The sequence below is a fragment of the Serratia fonticola genome (genome assembly GCF_001006005.1).
GTDB lineage: Bacteria > Pseudomonadota > Gammaproteobacteria > Enterobacterales > Enterobacteriaceae > Chania > Chania fonticola.
The window spans coordinates 1,254,039-1,274,263 of record NZ_CP011254.1 but is presented as its reverse complement, the minus strand read 5'-3'; the positions used below and the strand labels follow the sequence as shown (position 1 = coordinate 1,274,263).

Here is a 20,225-nt window from a genome sequence, read left to right as displayed (position 1 = left end):
TCCTCACAATGCAGCCCTAATGCGCGCGGCGAGGGCCAGTTATGTTGTTCAGAACATCTCGTTATGCACAGGCTTTTTGCGGCAGAAAGCTCTGGATATGCCGCACAGTGTCGGCAATCACCGCATCCAGCGGCTGATCGATATCGATGGCCTGGACGTCAACTTCATCTTGGCCCGGCTGCTCCAGCGTGGCGAACTGGGTGACCAACATTTGGGGTTTGAAGAAATGCCCCTTGCGGGCAGCCAGCCGAGCTTCGATCACTGGGAAGTCGCCGTGCAAATAGATGAATGACAGATTGTCGTTACCGGCACGCAGCCGATCGCGATAATGTTTTTTCAGCGCAGAGCAGACGATGATCGAGACCGCATTGGTACGCTGCATGGCGAAAGCGGCGTCGTTCAGGGCGGCCAACCAGGGTGCGCGATCGTCGTCATTGAGCGGTTCGCCTGAGGCCATTTTCTGGATATTGCAGCGAGGATGGAGAAAGTCACCGTCCAGGAAGTTGGCTGATAGCTGTTGGGCAACAGCATTGGCGACGGCAGACTTGCCGCTGCCGGAAACGCCCATAATGACGTAAACACGATTCTGATTATTGGTCATGGTTTGGTTCCCCCACCTGCGAGCCATAGTCTGTTGCGGCTAGATTATTTAACTGCCGATTGTTACCGGTAACATGTTATCGGTAACATTGTCGAGGGAAGCGCCAAAGGTTGCAATCGGCTTTCGGTGGCAAGATCGCTAATTGTGATCGAATTCATACTTTTCGCCGGCAGCGAAACAAAGTCTCTACAGCGCGATACAGAAAAATAACAGCGGGGATTTGCTCATGACCTAGGGCGCCAAATTTTGCAGCGCCCGTCTAATCACCGTACGCCGCCGTACTCCAGGCTGATTTCTTTTGCCGCATGGATCACCAGCGCACCGAGTTCCGTCACGCGATCGTCGGTAATGCGCGATACCGGGCCGGAGATAGAGATGGCGGCAAAGGCTTCGCGGTGCTCATCAAAGATACAGGCGGCCAGGCAGCGTAGGCCAAGGGCATGCTCTTCATCGTCGAATGAAAATCCCTGTTTGCGTATCACCGCCAACCCTTCTTTCAGGTTATGTGGCGTTAGCGTATGCGGGGTATAGGTGTGCATGCCTTTTTTATGCAGCAGCCTAGTCACTTCGTCATCCTGCATGCTGGCCAGAAAGGCTTTGCCCGCACCAGAAGCATGCATCGGCAGCTTGCCGCCAATCGGGGCCGACATGCGCATCAACGCGGTGCATTGCACCTGATCGATAATCACCGCCTGATCCTCGGCTTTGTCCATCACCGCCAGATTGACCGTTTCCCCCGACTCTTCCATCAGGCGGCGCAGCGTTGGGTGCACCATCGCCAGCAGGTTACGGCTTTGCAGGAAGCTACTGCCCACCACAAACGCATGTGCCCCCATGGTCCATAGGCCAAGATCGCCTACCTGACGGACAAACCCCTGCTGTTGCATGGTCGTCAGCAGACGGTGGGTAGTAGAGTTGGGCAACCCGGCCTGCTGGGCCAGATCGGTCAGTGCCACGTTACCTTGCGCTTCGGCAATATATTCCAATAGTTTCAGACCACGGGTCAGTGACTGGACCTGGCCGGTCGCCGTGCTGGTGGCGGGCGCGGCGGCGCGGGGTTTTTTACCGCGTTTGGCGGGAACGGGAGTGGCCATGATTCACCTTATGCTTTCCGTATGATGGAATTCATTTTCGTTTTTTGAGTATGAATTGCAAGTTGCTTCTCCGCTCATCGGATCTGTTGCTCGGCGAACCTGAAAAACTCTCAATACCCGCTCGCAACTTTGCCGCCATAACCTGTGCTAGGATGTCAGACCCTCCATCTTTCAAGTTGCAGGATGCATGACGGGCGCAGTGTGCCGCGCCGCTACAACATTGGGATGTGGGGTAATAAGTCGTCGGGCGGATAATCGGGTGTGAAGGGGCTACAGTGATAAATCGAGTGGAACAACTGCGTCAGCAGCTATCGCAGCGTATTTTAGTGTTGGACGGCGGTATGGGCACCATGATCCAGAGCTATCGGCTGGAGGAGGCAGACTACCGCGGTGAGCGTTTTGCCGATTGGCAAAGCGATCTGAAAGGCAATAACGACCTGCTGGTGTTAAGCAAGCCGGAGGTGATCACTGCGATCCACAACGGTTACCTGGAGGCGGGGGCCGACATCCTCGAAACCAATACCTTCAACTCGACCACTATCGCGATGGCCGACTACCATATGGAGTCGCTGTCCGCCGAAATTAACTACCAGGCCGCTTTGCTGGCTCGTGCTTGTGCTGATGAATGGACGGCGCGCACCCCGGAAAAGCCGCGCTACGTCGCTGGTGTACTGGGCCCAACCAACCGTACCGCCTCTATCTCCCCTGACGTTAACGATCCGGCCTTCCGTAATGTCTCTTTTGACCAGTTGGTAGAGGCCTACCGCGAATCAACCCGCGCGCTGGTGGAAGGGGGGGCCGATCTGATCATGATCGAAACCATCTTCGATACCCTGAATGCCAAAGCGGCGGCCTTTGCGGTCGAAACCGAGTTTGAAGCGCTGGGCGTGACCTTACCGATCATGATTTCCGGCACCATCACCGACGCCTCTGGCCGCACCCTTTCCGGTCAGACTACGGAAGCGTTCTACAACTCGCTGCGTCACGTTAAACCGCTGACCTTTGGTTTGAACTGTGCGCTTGGCCCGGATGAGTTACGCCAATACGTGGCGGAATTGTCTCGCATCTCTGAAAGCTATGTGACCGCCCACCCGAACGCCGGTTTGCCCAATGCCTTTGGTGAATACGATCTCGATGCCGAAGAGATGGCCAAACAGGTGGGCGAATGGGCGCACGCCGGTTTCCTCAATATTATCGGTGGCTGCTGTGGCACCACACCGGCGCATATTGCCGCGATGGCTAAAGCGGTCGAGGGTGTACCGCCGCGGCAGTTGCCAGAGTTACCGGTGGCTTGCCGCCTGTCCGGCCTGGAACCGCTGAATATTGATGCCAAATCGCTGTTCGTCAACGTGGGTGAACGTACTAACGTTACCGGCTCGGCCCGTTTCAAGCGGCTGATTAAAGAAGAAAAGTATAACGAGGCGCTGGCCGTGGCCCGCCAACAGGTGGAGAGCGGTGCCCAAATCATCGACATCAACATGGATGAAGGGATGCTCGACGCCGAAGCGGCGATGGTGCGTTTCCTCAGCCTGATCGCCGGTGAGCCGGACATAGCCCGCGTCCCGATCATGATCGACTCCTCTAAATGGAGCGTTATAGAAAAGGGCCTGAAATGCATTCAGGGTAAAGGCATCGTCAACTCAATCTCGATGAAAGAGGGCGAAGAAGCCTTTATCCACCATGCCAAACTGGTGCGCCGCTACGGTGCCGCCGTGGTGGTGATGGCCTTCGATGAAGTTGGCCAAGCGGATACCCGCCAACGCAAATTTGAGATTTGCCGCCGTGCTTACCAGATCCTGACCGAACGAGTGGGTTTTCCGCCGGAAGACATCATCTTTGACCCGAACATTTTTGCCGTCGCAACCGGTATCGAAGAGCATAACAACTATGCCGTCGACTTTATCGAAGCCTGCGCCGACATCAAAACCCACCTGCCACACGCGATGATCTCCGGCGGCGTGTCCAACGTCTCCTTCTCGTTCCGTGGCAACGATCCGGTGCGTGAAGCGATCCACGCGGTGTTCCTGTATCACGCCATTCGCAATGGTATGGATATGGGGATCGTCAACGCCGGGCAGTTGGCGATCTATGACGATCTCAGCACCGAACTGCGTGAAGCCGTTGAGGATGTGGTGCTCAACCGCCGTCAGGACGGCACCGAGCGTCTGCTAGAACTGGCGGAGAAATACCGGGGTAGCAAAGACAATGAAGTGGCGGTGCAGCAGGCCGAATGGCGCGGCTGGCCGGTAGTGAAGCGCCTGGAGTATTCGCTGGTCAAAGGCATTACCGAATTTATTGAGTTAGACACCGAAGAAGCGCGCCAGCAGGCGGATCGCCCGATCGAAGTGATCGAAGGGCCGCTGATGGCCGGCATGAACGTGGTTGGTGACCTGTTCGGCGAGGGCAAAATGTTCTTGCCGCAGGTAGTGAAATCGGCCCGCGTGATGAAGCAGGCGGTGGCCTATCTCGAACCTTACATTGAGGCCAGCAAACAGAAAGGCACCACCGCCGGGAAAATTCTGCTGGCGACGGTGAAGGGCGACGTGCACGACATCGGCAAAAACATCGTCGGCGTGGTGCTGCAATGTAACAACTACGAAATTATCGATCTGGGCGTGATGGTGCCGACGGACAAAATCCTGAAAACCGCCCGCGAACAGAACGTGGATATTATCGGTCTGTCTGGCCTGATCACCCCGTCGCTGGACGAAATGGTGAACGTGGCAAAAGAGATGGAGCGCCAAGGCTTTACTCTGCCGCTGCTGATCGGCGGGGCGACCACCTCCAAGGCCCATACCGCGGTGAAGATTGAGCAGAACTACAGCGGCTCGACTACCTACGTGCAGAATGCCTCGCGTACCGTTGGCGTGGTTGCGGCGCTGCTATCAGACACCCAGCGCGACGAGTTTGTCGCCCGCACTCGCAAAGAGTACGAAACCGTGCGTATCCAGCACGGGCGTAAAAAGCCGCGTACGCCGCCGGTCAGCCTGCAACAGGCGCGGGATAACGCTATGGTGCTGGATTGGGAAAACTACCAGCCACCGGTACCGAACAAGTTGGGGGTGTTCCCGGTTGAGGCCAGCATTAACACGCTGCGCCACTATATCGACTGGACGCCGTTCTTTATGACCTGGTCGCTGGCGGGCAAGTATCCGCGCATTCTGGAGGATGAAGTGGTAGGGGAAGAGGCCAAGCGCCTGTTCCAGGATGCCAACGAAATGCTGGATATGCTGGCCGCTACTGGCACCCTCAACCCGCGTGGCGTCTATGGCCTGTTCCCGGCTAACCGCGTTGGGGATGATGTGGAAGTCTATCGGGATGAAAGCCGTGAAGAGGTGCTGGTGGTCAGCCGCCATCTGCGTCAGCAAACCGAAAAGACTGATTTCCCGAACTACTGTCTGGCTGACTTTGTGGCCCCGAAAAGCAGCGGCAAAGCCGACTATTTTGGCGCATTCGCGGTCACGGGTGGGTTGGAAGAAGATGCATTGGCAGCGGCCTATGATGCCAAACATGATGATTACAACAAGATCATGGTCAAAGCGTTATCCGATCGTCTGGCAGAGGCCTTTGCCGAATACCTGCACGAGCAGGTGCGCAAGCTGCATTGGGGCTTTGCCGCCGATGAAAATCTGAGTAACGAAGAGCTGATCCGTGAGAATTATCAAGGCATTCGCCCGGCCCCCGGCTATCCTGCTTGCCCAGAACATACCGAAAAAGCGGAGATCTGGCAGTTGCTGGACGTTAACCGCCATACCGGCATGGAACTGACCGAATCCTTCGCCATGTGGCCTGGAGCGGCGGTCTCCGGCTGGTATTTCAGCCATCCGCAGAGCAAGTACTTTGCCGTGGCACAAATCCAGCGCGATCAGGTCGAAGACTACGCGCAGCGTAAGGGGATGAAGATCAGTGACGTAGAGCGCTGGCTGGCCCCGAACCTAGGGTACGATGCAGATTAATTGCCATACCCGTCGTCTTTCAAGCCGCAGTGTTGTTATCCGCAATTGAATGACTCGGCCCATCCGTGGGTCGCGTCATTCGGGGGCGCGCAGTACAGAGTTCAAATTGCTATACAGGGATGTACAAATACCGCGAGCGCAGGTATGCGCTTGAGCGGCCAACTTGAAATCTATAGGGTATAAAATAGAAGAAAGTGATTTGCCGCTGTCCTGCTTAACTGGCGTCTGGCAGGCGGGATAGCCTGTGGTGCCTGCCGGGCGTCAATGGAGCGAGCCTTCCGTGTTGACCCTTCTTAATCTACTTTCCGCCATTGCCATGCTGGTGTGGGGAACCCATATCGTCCGGACCGGCATCATGCGGGTCTATGGTGCCAATCTGCGCCAGGTTCTGAGCAGCAGCATAGAGAAAAAGCCGCTGGCCTTTGTGGCTGGCATCGGCGTAACCGCGTTGGTACAAAGCAGTAATGCGACGGCGTTACTGGTTTCTTCTTTTGTGGCGCAAGGGCTGGTGGGCCTTGGGCCTGCGCTGGTGATTATGCTGGGGGCCGATGTTGGCACGGCGATCATGGCGCGGGTGCTGACGTTCAATCTCTCCTGGCTTTCGCCACTGCTGATTTTTGTCGGCGTGATTTTATTCCTCAGCCGCAAGCAAACCCGCGTAGGCCAGATGGGGCGCGTCGCCATTGGTCTTGGCCTGATTGTATTGGCGCTGGAATTGATTGTGGCCGCCGCGACGCCGATCACTCAGGGCTATGGCGTTAAAGTGATCTTCTCGTCGCTGACCGGCGATGTGATGCTCGATGCGCTGATCGGTGCCCTGTTTGCCATTATCAGCTATTCCAGCCTGGCCGCTGTGCTGTTGACCGCGACGTTGACCGCCTCGGGAGTGATTTCTCTACAGGTGGCGCTGTGCCTGGTGATCGGTGCCAACCTGGGCAGCGGCCTGTTGGTGATGTTGAACACCAGCGGCCAGAATGCCGCAGGCCGTCGCGTGGCGTTGGGGAGCCTGTTGTTCAAACTGTTGGGTAGTGCGCTGGTGCTGCCGTTTGTTTCCCTGATTGCACACGGTATTGAGCGGCTGCCTGGTAATACAGAAGAGCTGGTGATCTATTTTCACATGTTCTACAACCTGGTGCGTTGTCTGCTACAGGTGCCGTTGTCAGGGCCGATGGCGCGCCTGTGCGAAACGTGGATCGTCGATGCTCCTACAGAAGATCCCCGTTTGCGGCCACGCCACCTCGACGTCAGCGCCCTGGATACGCCAAGTTTGGCCCTGGCCAATGCGGCACGGGAAACCCTGCGGATGGGGGATGTGATAGAGCATATGATGGTCCTGCACCATGAGGTATTGCATGGTAAGCGCATCCAGGCCAAAGAAGTTCGCCGTCTGGATGATGACGTTCACGTGTTGTACACCGCCATCAAACTTTACCTGGCACAAATCCAGAGGGAAGACCTGGGAGAGGCGGATTCGCGCCGTTGGGCGGAGATCATCGAAATGGCCCTCAACCTGGAGCAGGCTGGCGATATCATCGAACGTATGGCTAGTGATGTGGCGGATCAATCGCATGGCGCGCGCAGTTCGTTCTCCGCCGAAGGTCTGGCCGAACTGGACCAATTGCATGAAAAGTTGACCGACAATCTGCGCCTTAGCCTGTCGGTGTTTCTCTCCGGTGATATCACCAGCGCCAAGCGGTTACGCCGTTCCAAGCACCGTTTCCGCATTCTGGATCGTCGTTATGCCCATGCGCACGTCGATCGCCTGCATCAACAAAACGTGCAAAGTATCGAAACCAGCTCGCTGCATCTGGCGCTGTTGGGGGATATGAAGCGGCTTAACTCGTTGTTCTGCGCGGTGGCCTATAACGCGCTGGATCAAGATGAGAAAGACGACGACCGTGATTGGGAAGAGATGCCTGGCAGGCTGTGATCCAGGATCGTTAACCAGCAAGGCTGATCAGATAAAATAACGCCAAGGCTGGGTGAGGTAATAGGGATTGCCTCACCCGGTACCGCATTATCTATATTGTGGGTGGAGTGAGCCATAATCTAACTCTTCCTGATTACAAAATTGTTCACGATCCCACCCTTGTAATCCAAATCCTAATAGGATGACATGCTGATAAAAGGCGATAAGCAAGTGGGAGGAAGCTAGCTGTTTTTGAGAAAATAGGGGGTTTTTACCGTGGTTTCCCCGATTTTATACCTAATGACTGCCGGTAATAGCGAGCTTAATGACGTCTCGAATTAAGGGGCACTTTCAGCTGCATCTTGAGGTTTTCGGGCTAGACATTATCGGGAGTGCGTTAGGTGAAATCCGTACTGTACAGATCATCATTTTGAAAACTCCACCCTGAATAGATACAAATGTTGTCATTTTATTTTATTTAGGTTTAAAACCCTAGAGTTCTTTAAATGTCATAATGAGTGGGTTGTCAATAATCAAGTGATATTTCTATGCGGGGTTATATTTCGTCTTTTTCTGGCATGATTGTACGTTTAAGTTTTTGTATAAGCTTGTTAGACTATTTTCGCTTTGAAAATGAGCTATCTTATTTGAAAGGTAAATGGCTTTAGGGAATTGAGAGGGTGAATAATAAGAGGGAGTTAGCCACTGAATATTCAAATACTAAAATGGATGGTCGGGGCCACAAGTCTATTATCTGTGGGGTGTTTGGCTGCAATGCCTTCAGGTGAGGTCAAGGTCATAGGGGAAATAGCATCACCCCGCTGCGAGATCATTGCCCCCAATAGTGGGGTGTATGATTTTGGCAGAATTAGCCGATCGAGTGGAACCCAGGGTTGGATAAACTTGCCCGCAATAACACAGTCTTGGCGGGTGAAATGTAGCAGCGCGGCGTACATGGACATCATTCCACAGGACAACAGGTTCAGGCCAGGCGCGGATATGGGAGCGGCTTACTTTAGCCTTGGAGGTAATGGCACCCGGACGTTAGGGCGTTACCTGTTAGGGGTAAGTAATGCCCGAATTGACCAGATGGCGGTTATACCACAAACATCAGGGCAACCCACATCTCGGTCCGGTATTACGACGCTTGTTCCTGGTGTACGCACCCGTTGGCTGGTACCAGAAAACAACGTAACACGGGCGGGGTCGTCGTCGGGAAGACTCTTCTCCGTGGATATTACGGTGTCCCCACGGCTGACTCTGCCTGATAACGAGGCCGTAGAAGCAATGTCACTGGATGGTTCAGCGACGTTGGACTTTACTTTCGGTATATAAGTTCCTCGTCCCGTCTCTTTATTTATCTTGCTCAAGGGAATGTACAACTTTTACTCTTATTGCCGTAAGGGGAAGCTTGCGCGGTAATAAAGTAGAACGGGAGAAGGTATTTCTCTCGAGCCTTACCTACGCCCAATGTTGGGAGTCGGGTTATATTCAAAATACTATATGGACATTTTTATGAAAAAAACAATTGTTTCAGGTGTGGTCGTTTCCGTCATGGCAATGAGTATGGGGTCGGCAATGGCATCTTCTATGTCATCCGAATTGTCGGTGAAAGGAAAGATGGCAATACCGAGTTGCGAAGTCTCCTTAACTAATAATGGCGTTTATAATCTGGGGAAAATTGCAAGTGGTGCGATTGACCCTACCAAGACTAAGCTATTGAAAGAAATTAATGGCGAGGTGACGGTTATGTGCGAAGCCGATACCTTCTTGAACTTTAGCGCGGTTGATAACCGTGAAGGCACTGCCAGCTCAATCGGTAATACGCATTTCGGTCTCGGTAATGTAAATGGCGCTGGAAAGTTAGGTTTTTATAAAATGAAATTTTTTGGAGCCACAGTTGATCGCGTTGCCGCAGCGGTCTACAGCGAAAACAAAGGCAGCGCTTCAATTGAAGCGACTAACGGCGTCTACGTTGAAAAAGGCAAAGTCACCGGTTGGGCAACCAGAGAGGACGCTCAGGCTAGTGGTAAATTCTTCCAGGCATATTTAGCAGTAGAGCCAGTATTGGCTTCATTACAAGATATGGGGGGCACTCCTGCTGAGGGTACCAAACTGGATGGTTCTGCCACGCTGAGCTTTAGCTACGCACTCTAATTTTTATTACGGATAAATACGCTTCCTGACGTTCAGGAGACGGATGATAGACATAAGGATATTAATAGATGAAAAAGAACCTACTGCAATTAACCGCCCTTTCATCGCTACTGCTTTCTGCTGCGGCGCTTGCGTCAGAAAGCGCTGAGGTAAAGGTCATTGGCGAAATATCTGCGGTAAATTGTGAAGTGTCGGTGTCGAATAATGGGGTATTTGATTTTGAAAAGATTAAACAATCGTCAGTTACCGATGTTATTACTCCGATAGGGCGTGTCGATGGTGGCGTGGTTCGTGTGAAGTGTAGTGCGCCAACTCCATTGACATTCACTGCGACGGACAATCGAGCGGAATCTGCTTACGGCAGTAGTGGATTAGGCAGCAACTTTGGTCTCGGTCTGGTGAACAAGACCGGGAAACTGGGTTATTACCAATTAAGATTTACCCAGCCTACTGTGGATGGGGTCGAGACCCCAATGTTTGCCACGGATGATGGTGATATCAACAATGTGACTGGATTGTTGATGGCTCAGCAAGGTCGGCGCATGGGCTGGGCTGAGTCCAAAACCGCTGGGGTGTCTATTGGCAAAGACTTTAAATTCGGTATGAATGCAACCGCCTATATGGCGCCAAAGAGTGCGATGAACGGTGCTCTCACTGAAGATGTCACCCTGGATGGTTCTGCTACCTTGGAGTTTGGCTTCGGGCTGTAAATCTCTACGGGCCATGTCGTACGTTAATTGAGAGGGGGGACTCCCCCCTCTGTTGATGTCGGCACCGGTCGGGCAAGCAAGGGAATAGAATCGCCCATGAGGCAAAATGCATCGGTGGCATGGATGTTGTCGGCTCTGCTGATGGCGCGTGCGGATGCTGCTGGCTTTGATGTAAAAACCCTCGAAAACCTCGGGTATAACGCGGATATTGCGGCGTTCTTTTCGACATCACGATTTTTGCCAGGGGTTCAACGGGTCACGTTGGAGGTGAATGCCGCGCAACGCTATCAGGAAGAGGTTCGTTTTGGTCAGGAGGGAGAACTGTGTCTGGAGGCTCGTTTAGCTGACACGTTGCATTTACGGTTGACCTCGCCTCTTGGCGACTGTGAACGTATTGAATCACGCTGGCCACAAGCTCAGGTTCGGGTTTTTCCCGGTACCTTCCGCGTGGAGCTCACGTTGCCGGAAGAGGCTTTTGATCCAGATAAACTGCGTAGTGAGCAGCGTGGTGGTTATGCCGTCATGCTGAATTATGATCTGTACGGTAACCGCATGCAGGGCAGTTATGGCAACCAGCAATCCTGGCAGGCCATGCTGGAGCCTGGCCTGAATATCAGCAACTGGGTGATCCGTAATCGCTCTAGCTACAGCAAGAGTGAGTTTGGGGATCGGCTGGATGTGTATGAAACCTCAGCGACGCGGGATTTTCCGCACTGGGGGGCATTGGTCCAGGTGGGGGAGTTTAGTGTCGGTGGTGCGTTGAGCGGCGGGTTGCCTATTACCGGATTGCAGCTGTCCAGTGAACGTTTCCAGCTTTCTCATGCGACGTTAGCGGTTCCCCTGCTGGGCAGCGTATCAAGCCAGGCGACGGTGGAAGTCAAGCAGTATGGCCAGGTGATGTACCGTACGCTGCTGCCTGCGGGTCCTTTTACTCTGGACAATCTGGGCCAAGCGGCGACAGGAGTGGAGACGCAGGTCACTGTGACCGATGCCGACGGGTTTCAACAGCATTTTACCGTGACGCCGGGGCTCGGCGATGAGCAAGGCCAGCAAAGTGGCTATCAGCTCGCCGTGGGACGCTATCGTCTCCAAGGTAGGCAGCAAAATCAGGCTTCGCCGCCAGCGTTGTTGATGGGAGAGAAACAGTTCAGTTTAAGCGGCTTCCGGCAGATTGGCATGGGGGGGATGCTCTCGGCCAAATATCAGCGGGTGGCTTGGCAGGGGGGCCTTGGGGATAAATTAGGTAATTGGTTATCCGCTAACGCCGTGTACAGTCGGGGTCGGCAGCAGGGTATGCAACTGGATGCTCAAGGGAGGCTGACAGTGAGCCGGAGCTTTTCGTTATCTCTGACTGGACAGTATCGCACCTTGGGATTCCTGAATGCGGATGAATCGTTGCGCCAGCCTACGGGCTGGGCTGAAGCGCGTATGGGCTCACGCTTGCATTATACCGGGGGACTTGCTGTGTCCTGGAATACCCCGGCATGGGGCGTATTTACCTACAGCCTGTCGCATGAGCGCTATTACCGCGATAACACGCCTGGCTGGGGGCACACACTGGCCTACGGTAAAAGTCTGGGGGCGGCGTCGTTGAACCTGAGTTTGCAATCCTCGTCCCGTTCTCAGCCCACCCTTTATGCAGGAGTGAGCTTACCGCTCGGTGGGGGGCGTGTTAACAGCCGCCTGCAACAGCGTAGGAACAAGCAAATGACGCTGGGAAGCAGTTGGCAGGGCGACGTCAGGGGGCCATTAAAAGGTTATCTGGATATCGCTCGGGATAGTAGTGGCGATTACCAGACCAGTGGCAACCTGAGTGGAAATACCGCCTACACCCGTTTGTCGCTGGGGGCATCGCGTTCCAGCCAGGGGAGTTTTTCACAATCTTTGCTCTCTTCGGGTTCGATGGGGGTGGCTAACAACACCTGGGTGATGTCACCTCAACGGGTGGGAGATACGTTGATCGTCGTCAGTGTGCCAGGGTACGCGGGCACCAGAATCACTGGCGTGGGGGAAGGTATCACCGATTTTGCCGGTGATGTGTTGCTGCCCTCGGCCACACCTTATACGCCGCTAAAGGCACAAGTAGATACCTTGTCATTACCGTTAAACCTGCGGCTGGATACGACGGCTCAGGAGCTGGAACTGGCGCGCGGCAGCGTGGCGAAAAGGCAATTTAGGGTCACCGAGGTCCGCCAATTATTACTCACCATCCGGGATGCGCGGGGGGACATATTGCCCACAGGGGCATCTGTACATGATGAGAAAGGGCAGCTGTTGGGGACCCTGATTGGTGAAGGCAACCTCATGCTGGTCAATGAGGATATTGGTAAGGTTTTGCGCGTGCGTCGCGTCAACATGGATGAATGTCTAGTGAGTTATGACGTACCGACGACATTTGATCCGTCGGTGTTGTATGAAGAGCGGGATGCTGTCTGCCATTAGGCCGTCTTTGCATAAAGAATCAAGCACAACGTAATAGGATAAAAGATGAACAAGATAACAAGGTTTGTTGGCCGGGTAGTCGGCGGTATGTTACTGATTACGGCGGGCATATCTTCTGCTCAGGCCTCTTTCCAGCTAGAAAGTATGGGGATCGTGCTGGAGGAAAGTACCGGGCGGACAAACTTCAGTATCAAGAATACGACTTCTGAACCGATGTTGTTGGCGACCAAGGTCGAAGATCTGGATGGCAAGGCGTTTAGCAAGTTCATCTTGATTTCACCGCCGATTTCCCGGATTGAGGCTGGCCAGAGTCAGCAGGTGAATTTTGTGCTCAAGCAGGGGGCGGTATTACCCCATGAAGTCATGTTGAAGGCTTCTTTTGAAGGGGTGGGACAGGCAGTGGATAACAGTGCGCGTATACCGGTACGCCAGAGTATTGGGCTGATTGTGCAACCTAAAGCGGTGGCGGTGAGCAAAACCCCTTGGGAAGATCTGCAGTTGACTCAAACCGGCACGACGCTGGTGGTGAAGAATAACGGCTTGCATGTGGTGCGTTTAGCTCCCCAGCTCACCTTATTGCCATCGAAGCAAATCGTACCGTTGGAGAATTACTACCTGATGGCGGGTGAAGAAAAGAAACTGACCGTGTCAGGTAAGGTTACTTCCGTGAGCATCACTCCGCTTGGTCGTTACGGCTTTAAGCAGGGTGATGCCACGCTACCGGTGAAATAAGTTTCCCCATCCATGTGGCAACTTTTATCCGGCCGCAGAACACCAGGCTAGTGCCCGACCGCTGATAGAGGGCGGGCACTGTAGGGTCAATCCACTTTCTTGATCGGGCGGCCAGACCAGTAGCCTGCCAGCAGAGAACCGGACAGGTTGTGCCATACCGAGAACAGAGCACCCGGCAGCGCGGCCAGCGGTGAGAAGTAAATCTTGCCCAGCGTTGCCGCCAGCCCAGAGTTTTGCATACCGACTTCAATAGCCAGCGTACGGCAGGTGGATTCGTCGAAGCCGAGCATTTTTCCTCCCCAGTAGCCCCCGAGTAGCCCGATGCCGTTATGCAGGATCACCGCGATGATCACTACAAAGCCTACCGAGGCAATATGGCTCTGGCTACCTGCAACCACCGCACTGATGATCGCCACAATACACACCATCGACAGGGCTGGCAGATAAGGCTCAACCCGTTTGACGGTTTTGGTGAAGCTGTGGTGGACGATCAGGCCCAGCCCTATCGGGATCACCACGATCTGCAGAATGCTGAATAACATCCCCATGATATCTACGCTGATTTCGGCATCAACATACAGGCGTGTCAGCAGTGGGGTGGCAAAAACGCCAACCAGCGTAGAGACGGCTGAAATGGTCACTGACAGGGCGACATCGCCTTTAGCCAGATAGATCATCACGTTGGAAGCGGTGCCGCTGGCTACGCTGCCAACGAGTACCATACCGGCGGAGAGATCCGGCGGCATACGGAACAGCATTGCCAGCAGCCAGGCGGCCAGCGGCATAATCAGGTAATGCAGGAAGATCCCCGCCGCTACCGGGCCGGGGCGCGACAGCACGCGTTTGAAGTCATCCAGGCGCAGGGTGACGCCCATGGCAAACATGATCAGCATCAGCAGCGTACTGACGTAAGGGCTGATGCCGGTAAAGGTCGACGGGGTGTAGTAGGCCGCAATGGAGAGCAGCACGGCCCATAATGGGAATAAACGTGTGATTTTTGCCAGCATGAGAGAGGTTATCCTTTGCCAAGATTGAACGTTAAGGTGGTGGTGTGTGTTGTGGTGGGCCCAGTTTGCTGAGCCTCTAGATTCAGTTAAGGCCAATCAATCTCCCCTCACCCCGGCCCTCTCTCAAAGGGCGAGGGAGCCATTTCAGCGTTGTCGGCAGTTAATGTGGCGCTACGTAGGGGCGCTGCATGCTGCGCCCGTGTTAAAGCCAGATGCAGGAATTAACCTGTAGCACGTTAAATCCCCTCTCCCTGTGGGAGGAGGGTTAGGGTGAGGGGCTTACTCAAACAGATTGTGATGCAGCGTTTGTACCACGCGCTCCGCATCATCGCCCGGTACCAGGAAGCACAGGTTATAGCTGCTGGCTCCGTAGCAGATCATGCGGATATTGAACGGATCCAGTACGCCGAATACCTCTTTACCGACGCCGCAGGCCTGTGAAAGTTTGTTGCCGATCAGGGCGACCAGCGCCAAATTCTCTTCCACTTCCACCCGGCACAGCGAGGACAGTTCGGTGAGCAGGGAGGTGGTTAACAGACTGCCGCCGGTGGTGGTGGAACCGGTGGTATCCATGGTCAATGCCACGCTGACTTCGGAAGTGGTGATCAGATCGACCGAGATATTATGCCGGGCCAGAATGTTGAACACTTCGGCCAGAAAGCCGCGTGCGTGCAACATGTTCAGGCTGTGCAGCGTCAGCAGGGTTTGCTTGCGGCGTAAGGCCAGCGCGCGGAACAGCGGCGGGTTTTCTGTGGTATTGCACACCAGCGTGCCACCTGCGGCAGGATCTTTGCTTGAGCCGACGAAGACCGGGATGTTGCTGCGCACGGCAGGCAGCAGAGTGGCCGGGTGCAGCACTTTGGCACCGAAGGTGGCCATTTCCGCCGCTTCTTCAAAGGCAATTTTATCGATACGTTTGGCGGCAGGTACCACGCGTGGGTCGGTGGTATAAATACCCGGGACATCAGTCCAGATATCCACGCGGCTGACGTTTAATGCTTCACCTAGCAGGGCTGCAGTAAAGTCACTGCCACCACGGCCCAGCGTAGTGGTGCGGCCTTTGGGTTCGCAGCCGATAAAGCCCTGGGTGATCACCAACGCCTGCTGCAGGCGCGGCTTCAACAGGGTTTGAGCCAACTCGGTCAGCGCGGCGCTGTCCGGTACGGCGCGGCCGAAATGGTCGTCGGTACGCATCACTTTACGCACATCGAACCATTCTGCCTGTACCTTACGATCGCGCAGAATTTCCACAAACAGCAGGGTAGACATCAGCTCGCCATGGCTGACCAGTTCATCGGTCAGTGCGGCAGAGGTGGCCAGCGCAGCGGCTTCCGACAGCGTGGTTATATTTTCCAGCATCCGGTCGATTTCTTCGCGGATCACCATCGGGTTCTCGAGGCGATCGAGAATGGCATATTGAATGCGGCGAATTTCGGCCAGTTGTTCGTTGCGCTTGTCGGCGTCGCAACCTTCGGCCAGGGCCACCAACAGGTTGGTGATACCGGCAGAGGCGGAGAGAACCACCAAGCGGACATCGGGATTAGAAAGTACCACGTCGGCGCTGCGGTTCATCGCCTCGAAATCGGCCACGCTGGTGCCGCCGAATTTGGCTACTACGGTTGCGTTTTGGGGTGCTGCTTGAGTCATGTAAAACCTCGTGTCAGGGACGCCATTCAAATTGGCATTTAATTTCCATAAGCCTTGGCACAAGGGAAGAGCGGTAAACAGGGAGCAGGCGTAGAGGTTGAGGCTACGATACACCCAGAAGCGCCCCACCTTGCTGACTGCACATTCAGAGCAGCCCATGGTGACAACTCAGGGGATTCAGCCCCTGTAGCCGACGTGATGATTGCCGTAAGCATCTCGCCTCGGCGTCGCTCCCCCTCCAGTGCCGTCATCGGATAATGGCTCCTCTGACACTCTACCTGGGCGACGCGCCTCTTCTGGCTTGCACAGTGGATGTGCAAGTAGGTGATTAGGAATAACGGGTTTATTGGCTACTGTCAACGGGAAGACGCTGAGGGATTTTCATCTGCGCTCAGCAGGGAGTAGAGCGACCGAATATTGCGGACTGCGCATTAAGAGAAAAGCGTGGTGAGAGGGACGTTTCAGCGTAGTGATAACAGGCTGTTAGGTGAAATATCAGCAGATTGTTGTGGAAAGGTAAAAATGGGGTGTGGCGGTCTGAGAGTTAACGCCTATCGCAAGAAAAGAGATCATAATCACAGTCGAACAGGCTACAATCGGTCCATCACCTCCGATTCATTCTCAAGCATAAGAGCGCCGCTATGAAAAATATCAATCCTAGTCAAACCGCTGCTTGGCAAGCCCTGCAGCAACATTTCGAACAAATCAAAGACGTCCAGATCCGTGACCTGTTTGCTCAGGATAGTGAGCGTTTCTCCAAGTTCTCTGCCACTTTCAACGATCAGATGCTGGTGGATTATTCCAAAAACCGCATTACCGCAGAAACCCTGGAGAAGCTGCAGGCACTGGCGAAAGAAACCGACCTGCAAAGCGCGATCAAATCGATGTTCTCCGGTGAGAAAATCAACCGTACGGAAGATCGTGCCGTGCTGCATGTTGCCCTGCGTAACCGCAGTAACACGCCAATCATTGTTGATGGCAAGGACGTGATGCCAGAAGTCAATGCGGTGCTGGCGAAGATGAAACAGTTCTGTGACCGCGTCATCGGCGGTGACTGGAAAGGTTACACCGGCAAACCGATTACCGACGTGGTTAACATCGGCATCGGCGGCTCAGACCTCGGCCCTTATATGGCAACCGAAGCGCTGCGCCCGTATAAAAACCACCTGAACATGCACTTTGTTTCCAACGTGGACGGCACTCATATCGCCGAAACGCTAAAACCGTTGGATCCGGCGACTACGCTGTTCCTGGTGGCGTCTAAAACCTTTACGACTCAGGAAACCATGACCAACGCCCTCAGCGCGCGCGACTGGTTCCTGAGCACCGCTGGCGATCAGCAGCACGTCGCGAAACACTTCGCCGCGCTGTCTACCAACGGTAAAGCGGTGGCCGAGTTTGGTATCGACACCGACAATATGTTCGAATTCTGGGACTGGGTGGGGGGCCGTTACTCTCTGTGGTCGGCAATCGGCCTGTCTATCGCGCTGTCTTTGGGCTTTGAAAACTTCGAGCAGTTGCTGAGCGGTGCGCATGAGATGGACAAACACTTTGCCCAGACGCCTGCCGAGCAAAACCTGCCGGTACTGTTGGCGCTGATCGGCATTTGGTACAACAATTTCTTCGGCGCAGAAACCGAAGCGATCCTGCCGTACGATCAGTATATGCACCGTTTTGCCGCTTATTTCCAACAGGGCAACATGGAGTCTAATGGCAAATACGTTGACCGTAACGGCAACCCGGTAGATTACCAGACCGGCCCGATTATCTGGGGTGAACCAGGCACCAATGGCCAACATGCGTTCTATCAGTTGATCCATCAGGGGACTAAACTGGTGCCTTGCGACTTTATCGCCCCGGTCATCAGCCATAACCCACTGAGCGACCACCACGCCAAACTGTTGTCGAACTTCTTCGCACAGACGGAAGCGCTGGCGTTCGGTAAGTCACTGGATGTGGTTGAGGAAGAGTTCGCCGCACAGGGTAAAAAACCGGAAGAGGTCAAGCACGTTGCCCCATTCAAAGTGTTTGAAGGCAACCGCCCAACCAACTCCATCCTGCTGCGTGAGATCACCCCGTTCAGCCTGGGGAGCCTGATTGCCCTGTATGAGCACAAGATCTTCACCCAAGGTGCGATCCTCAACATCTTCACCTTCGACCAATGGGGCGTAGAGTTGGGTAAACAGCTGGCTAACCGTATTCTGCCGGAACTGGCGGGTAAAGAAGCGGTGACCAGCCATGACACCTCAACCAACGGCTTGATCAATCGCTTTAAAGCCTGGCGTTAAGTTGCTCTGAATCGCAGCCAATAAAAAACCCGCCGCGGCGGGTTTTTTGACATCTGCAGGGATTACAGATTGATCGGTACGGCCATGCTGACACCGGCACCCACGTCATCGGCGGTGCTGTTGTTGTTATCGGTGTACCACAGACTGGTATCAAACTTCACCTGATGGGTGAAGGTATAGCCCCAACCCAACTGAATGCCTTTCAGCGTGTCGGATTTCGGGAATGCCTGGTTAATGCTCTGATCTTTCGGGTTCACCTTGGCGTACACCAGGCGAGTGCTCCAGCGTTGGCCATCCTCCAACACCAGCTCTACACGGCCGGACAGCATCTGACCGTCACCGCCCATCGCGTGGCCCAGCGGGTAGCCTTGCTGGTAGTAGCCGTCTTTATAGGTATGGTGCGTATAGACATAATTCTTACGGCTCATATCGGCGCGGGTATCCGCCCCTTCAATATGCCAGTTGATCACGGTAGGGCCCCATTCCGGATGGCCTTCCAGGCCGAGCAGATAGGTATTTTGCGATGGCAGGAAGCCCGCCTCATCCTCACCCACCAACTGACCGTACAGACTTACTGGCATACCGATCAACGGCTGCATTTTCAGCTTGAAGTCGAAACCGGCGAGCTGGTTGCCCGGATCGTTACCCTGGCCGGAGTCGTCGTTATCACGGCCGGTAAAGCCATCCCAGAATGAGCTGAAGGATTGTGAACGACCATCGCCACCCCACTGCATAATACGTGAAGCACCCAGCTCCACGAAGTCGGTTGGCATCATGGTCAGGCGGCCACCGATCAGCTTGGTATTAGGAATGGCGGTGTATTGAGACAGTTGACCTGCGGTGATCTGATATTGCCAACGACCGATCCAGGACAGCCAAGGTGTTTCAAACGGGGATTGATCGGCACGTTGCAGCATAAAGCCAGCTACCGGGCGCGCCGCGTCGGAACGGATCAGGCTGCCGTCATAGCCAGGACCCCACCACTGAGAGACCTCACCGAATGACAGCCACTGGTTCCACACTTTGATGGCGCCGTATGAGCCGTTCAGGTTGAATTTGGAACCATCAGAGACGCGCTGATCGCCTTCCACGGCGCCTTGCAGGCGCACGTCCCAGAACTCACCGTTGGCACCGGCACCGATGGTCAGGCTGCTGTCGGCATAGTGACTCTGGCCGAAGCCCTGCGGCGTGCCCGGTTTGTCGGTGGAGGTATAACCGCTGACGGTAATATTGGCTTTTAAGTCACCCACCCGGCGCTGTACGCGGTCAATGACGTTTTTCTCGGTGTTGGTCACCGGTTTGGCTTGCGCCAGTACCGAGTTGATCTCTTCCTGGCTTAGCGGCCAGGTAGACAGGCTGACGTTAATCACACCGCGATCGGATAACCAGGCGAGGTCATTGCGCAGATCGTTATCAGGAGTCACCAGTCCGCCGGCGTAGCTGGCAAACGAACAGGTGAAAAGGCCTGCCGCGACCAGTGCGTGGAGTTTAGCTCGCATGAAAGTTCCTTTCTTGATTACGGGAATTTGGAGGCATAATGCCTAAGACTACGCCCATGATAGAGGACATTTCAATTTGCTACAAATATATACAAGCGTAATCAATTCATACAACTGATTGAAAATAGAGTAATTCGCCTGAAGATAAACCCTCAGGGCAACTTTAGGAAAAAGCCCATTAGG

Annotated in this window: 12 protein-coding genes and 1 riboswitch; of the genes, 7 read left to right on the top strand and 5 right to left on the bottom strand. The window is 54.5% G+C overall.

Features of this window, described 5'->3' with window-relative positions:
* Window positions 1-61: 61 nt before the first annotated feature.
* Together gntK and iclR are read right to left on the bottom strand one after the other, a co-directional pair.
* Complete coding sequence (gene gntK / locus WN53_RS05565) at window positions 62-601, bottom strand: gluconokinase (RefSeq protein WP_024484008.1); 540 nt, start codon at window positions 599-601, stop codon at window positions 62-64.
* Window positions 602-864: 263 nt separating this feature from the next.
* Complete coding sequence (gene iclR / locus WN53_RS05560) at window positions 865-1,695, bottom strand: glyoxylate bypass operon transcriptional repressor IclR (RefSeq protein WP_024484007.1); 831 nt, start codon at window positions 1,693-1,695, stop codon at window positions 865-867.
* Window positions 1,696-1,970: 275 nt separating this feature from the next.
* Here iclR and metH point away from each other — a divergent pair, with 275 nt between their 5' ends.
* From metH to WN53_RS05525, 6 genes are all read left to right on the top strand, one after another.
* Window positions 1,971-5,651 carry a methionine synthase gene (gene metH / locus WN53_RS05555; RefSeq protein WP_024484006.1) on the top strand — a complete coding sequence of 1,227 codons (3,681 nt, stop codon included), beginning with the start codon at window positions 1,971-1,973 and terminating at the stop codon, window positions 5,649-5,651.
* Window positions 5,652-5,931: 280 nt separating this feature from the next.
* A complete protein-coding gene (locus tag WN53_RS05550) occupies window positions 5,932-7,581 on the top strand; it encodes a Na/Pi cotransporter family protein (protein WP_024484005.1) in 1,650 nt (549 codons plus the stop codon).
* 1,494 nt (window positions 7,582-9,075) lie between these two features.
* A complete protein-coding gene (locus WN53_RS05540) occupies window positions 9,076-9,717 on the top strand; it encodes a DUF1120 domain-containing protein (protein ID WP_235166943.1) in 642 nt (213 codons plus the stop codon).
* A 68-nt stretch (window positions 9,718-9,785) separates the two neighbouring features.
* Window positions 9,786-10,427, top strand: coding sequence for a DUF1120 domain-containing protein (locus WN53_RS05535; RefSeq protein WP_024484002.1), 642 nt, complete (start codon window positions 9,786-9,788; stop codon window positions 10,425-10,427).
* 96 nt (window positions 10,428-10,523) lie between these two features.
* On the top strand, window positions 10,524-12,869 hold the full coding sequence (locus WN53_RS05530) for a fimbria/pilus outer membrane usher protein (RefSeq protein ID WP_235166942.1): 2,346 nt from the start codon (window positions 10,524-10,526) through the stop codon (window positions 12,867-12,869).
* A 45-nt stretch (window positions 12,870-12,914) separates the two neighbouring features.
* The gene (locus tag WN53_RS05525) at window positions 12,915-13,601 is read left to right on the top strand and encodes a fimbria/pilus chaperone family protein (RefSeq protein WP_024484000.1); all 687 of its coding nucleotides are present in this window, start codon (window positions 12,915-12,917) and stop codon (window positions 13,599-13,601) included.
* Window positions 13,602-13,687: 86 nt separating this feature from the next.
* On the opposite strand, the gene panS is transcribed toward WN53_RS05525, so the two are convergent.
* A complete protein-coding gene (gene panS, locus WN53_RS05520) occupies window positions 13,688-14,608 on the bottom strand; it encodes a ketopantoate/pantoate/pantothenate transporter PanS (protein WP_024483999.1) in 921 nt (306 codons plus the stop codon).
* A gap of 279 nt (window positions 14,609-14,887) precedes the next feature.
* Entirely contained in the window at window positions 14,888-16,255 is a 1,368-nt protein-coding gene (gene lysC / locus WN53_RS05515) for a lysine-sensitive aspartokinase 3 (protein WP_024483998.1), read from the bottom strand.
* Window positions 16,256-16,365: 110 nt separating this feature from the next.
* Window positions 16,366-16,559, bottom strand: a riboswitch (Lysine riboswitch).
* A 337-nt stretch (window positions 16,560-16,896) separates the two neighbouring features.
* Here lysC and pgi point away from each other — a divergent pair.
* Complete coding sequence (gene pgi, locus WN53_RS05510; protein ID WP_024483997.1) at window positions 16,897-18,543, top strand: glucose-6-phosphate isomerase; 1,647 nt, start codon at window positions 16,897-16,899, stop codon at window positions 18,541-18,543.
* Window positions 18,544-18,605: 62 nt separating this feature from the next.
* On the opposite strand, the gene WN53_RS05505 is transcribed toward pgi, so the two are convergent.
* Window positions 18,606-20,042: a capsule assembly Wzi family protein gene (locus tag WN53_RS05505; protein ID WP_024483996.1), complete on the bottom strand. Its 1,437-nt coding sequence runs from the start codon at window positions 20,040-20,042 to the stop codon at window positions 18,606-18,608.
* Between the last annotated feature and the right edge of the window lie 183 nt (window positions 20,043-20,225).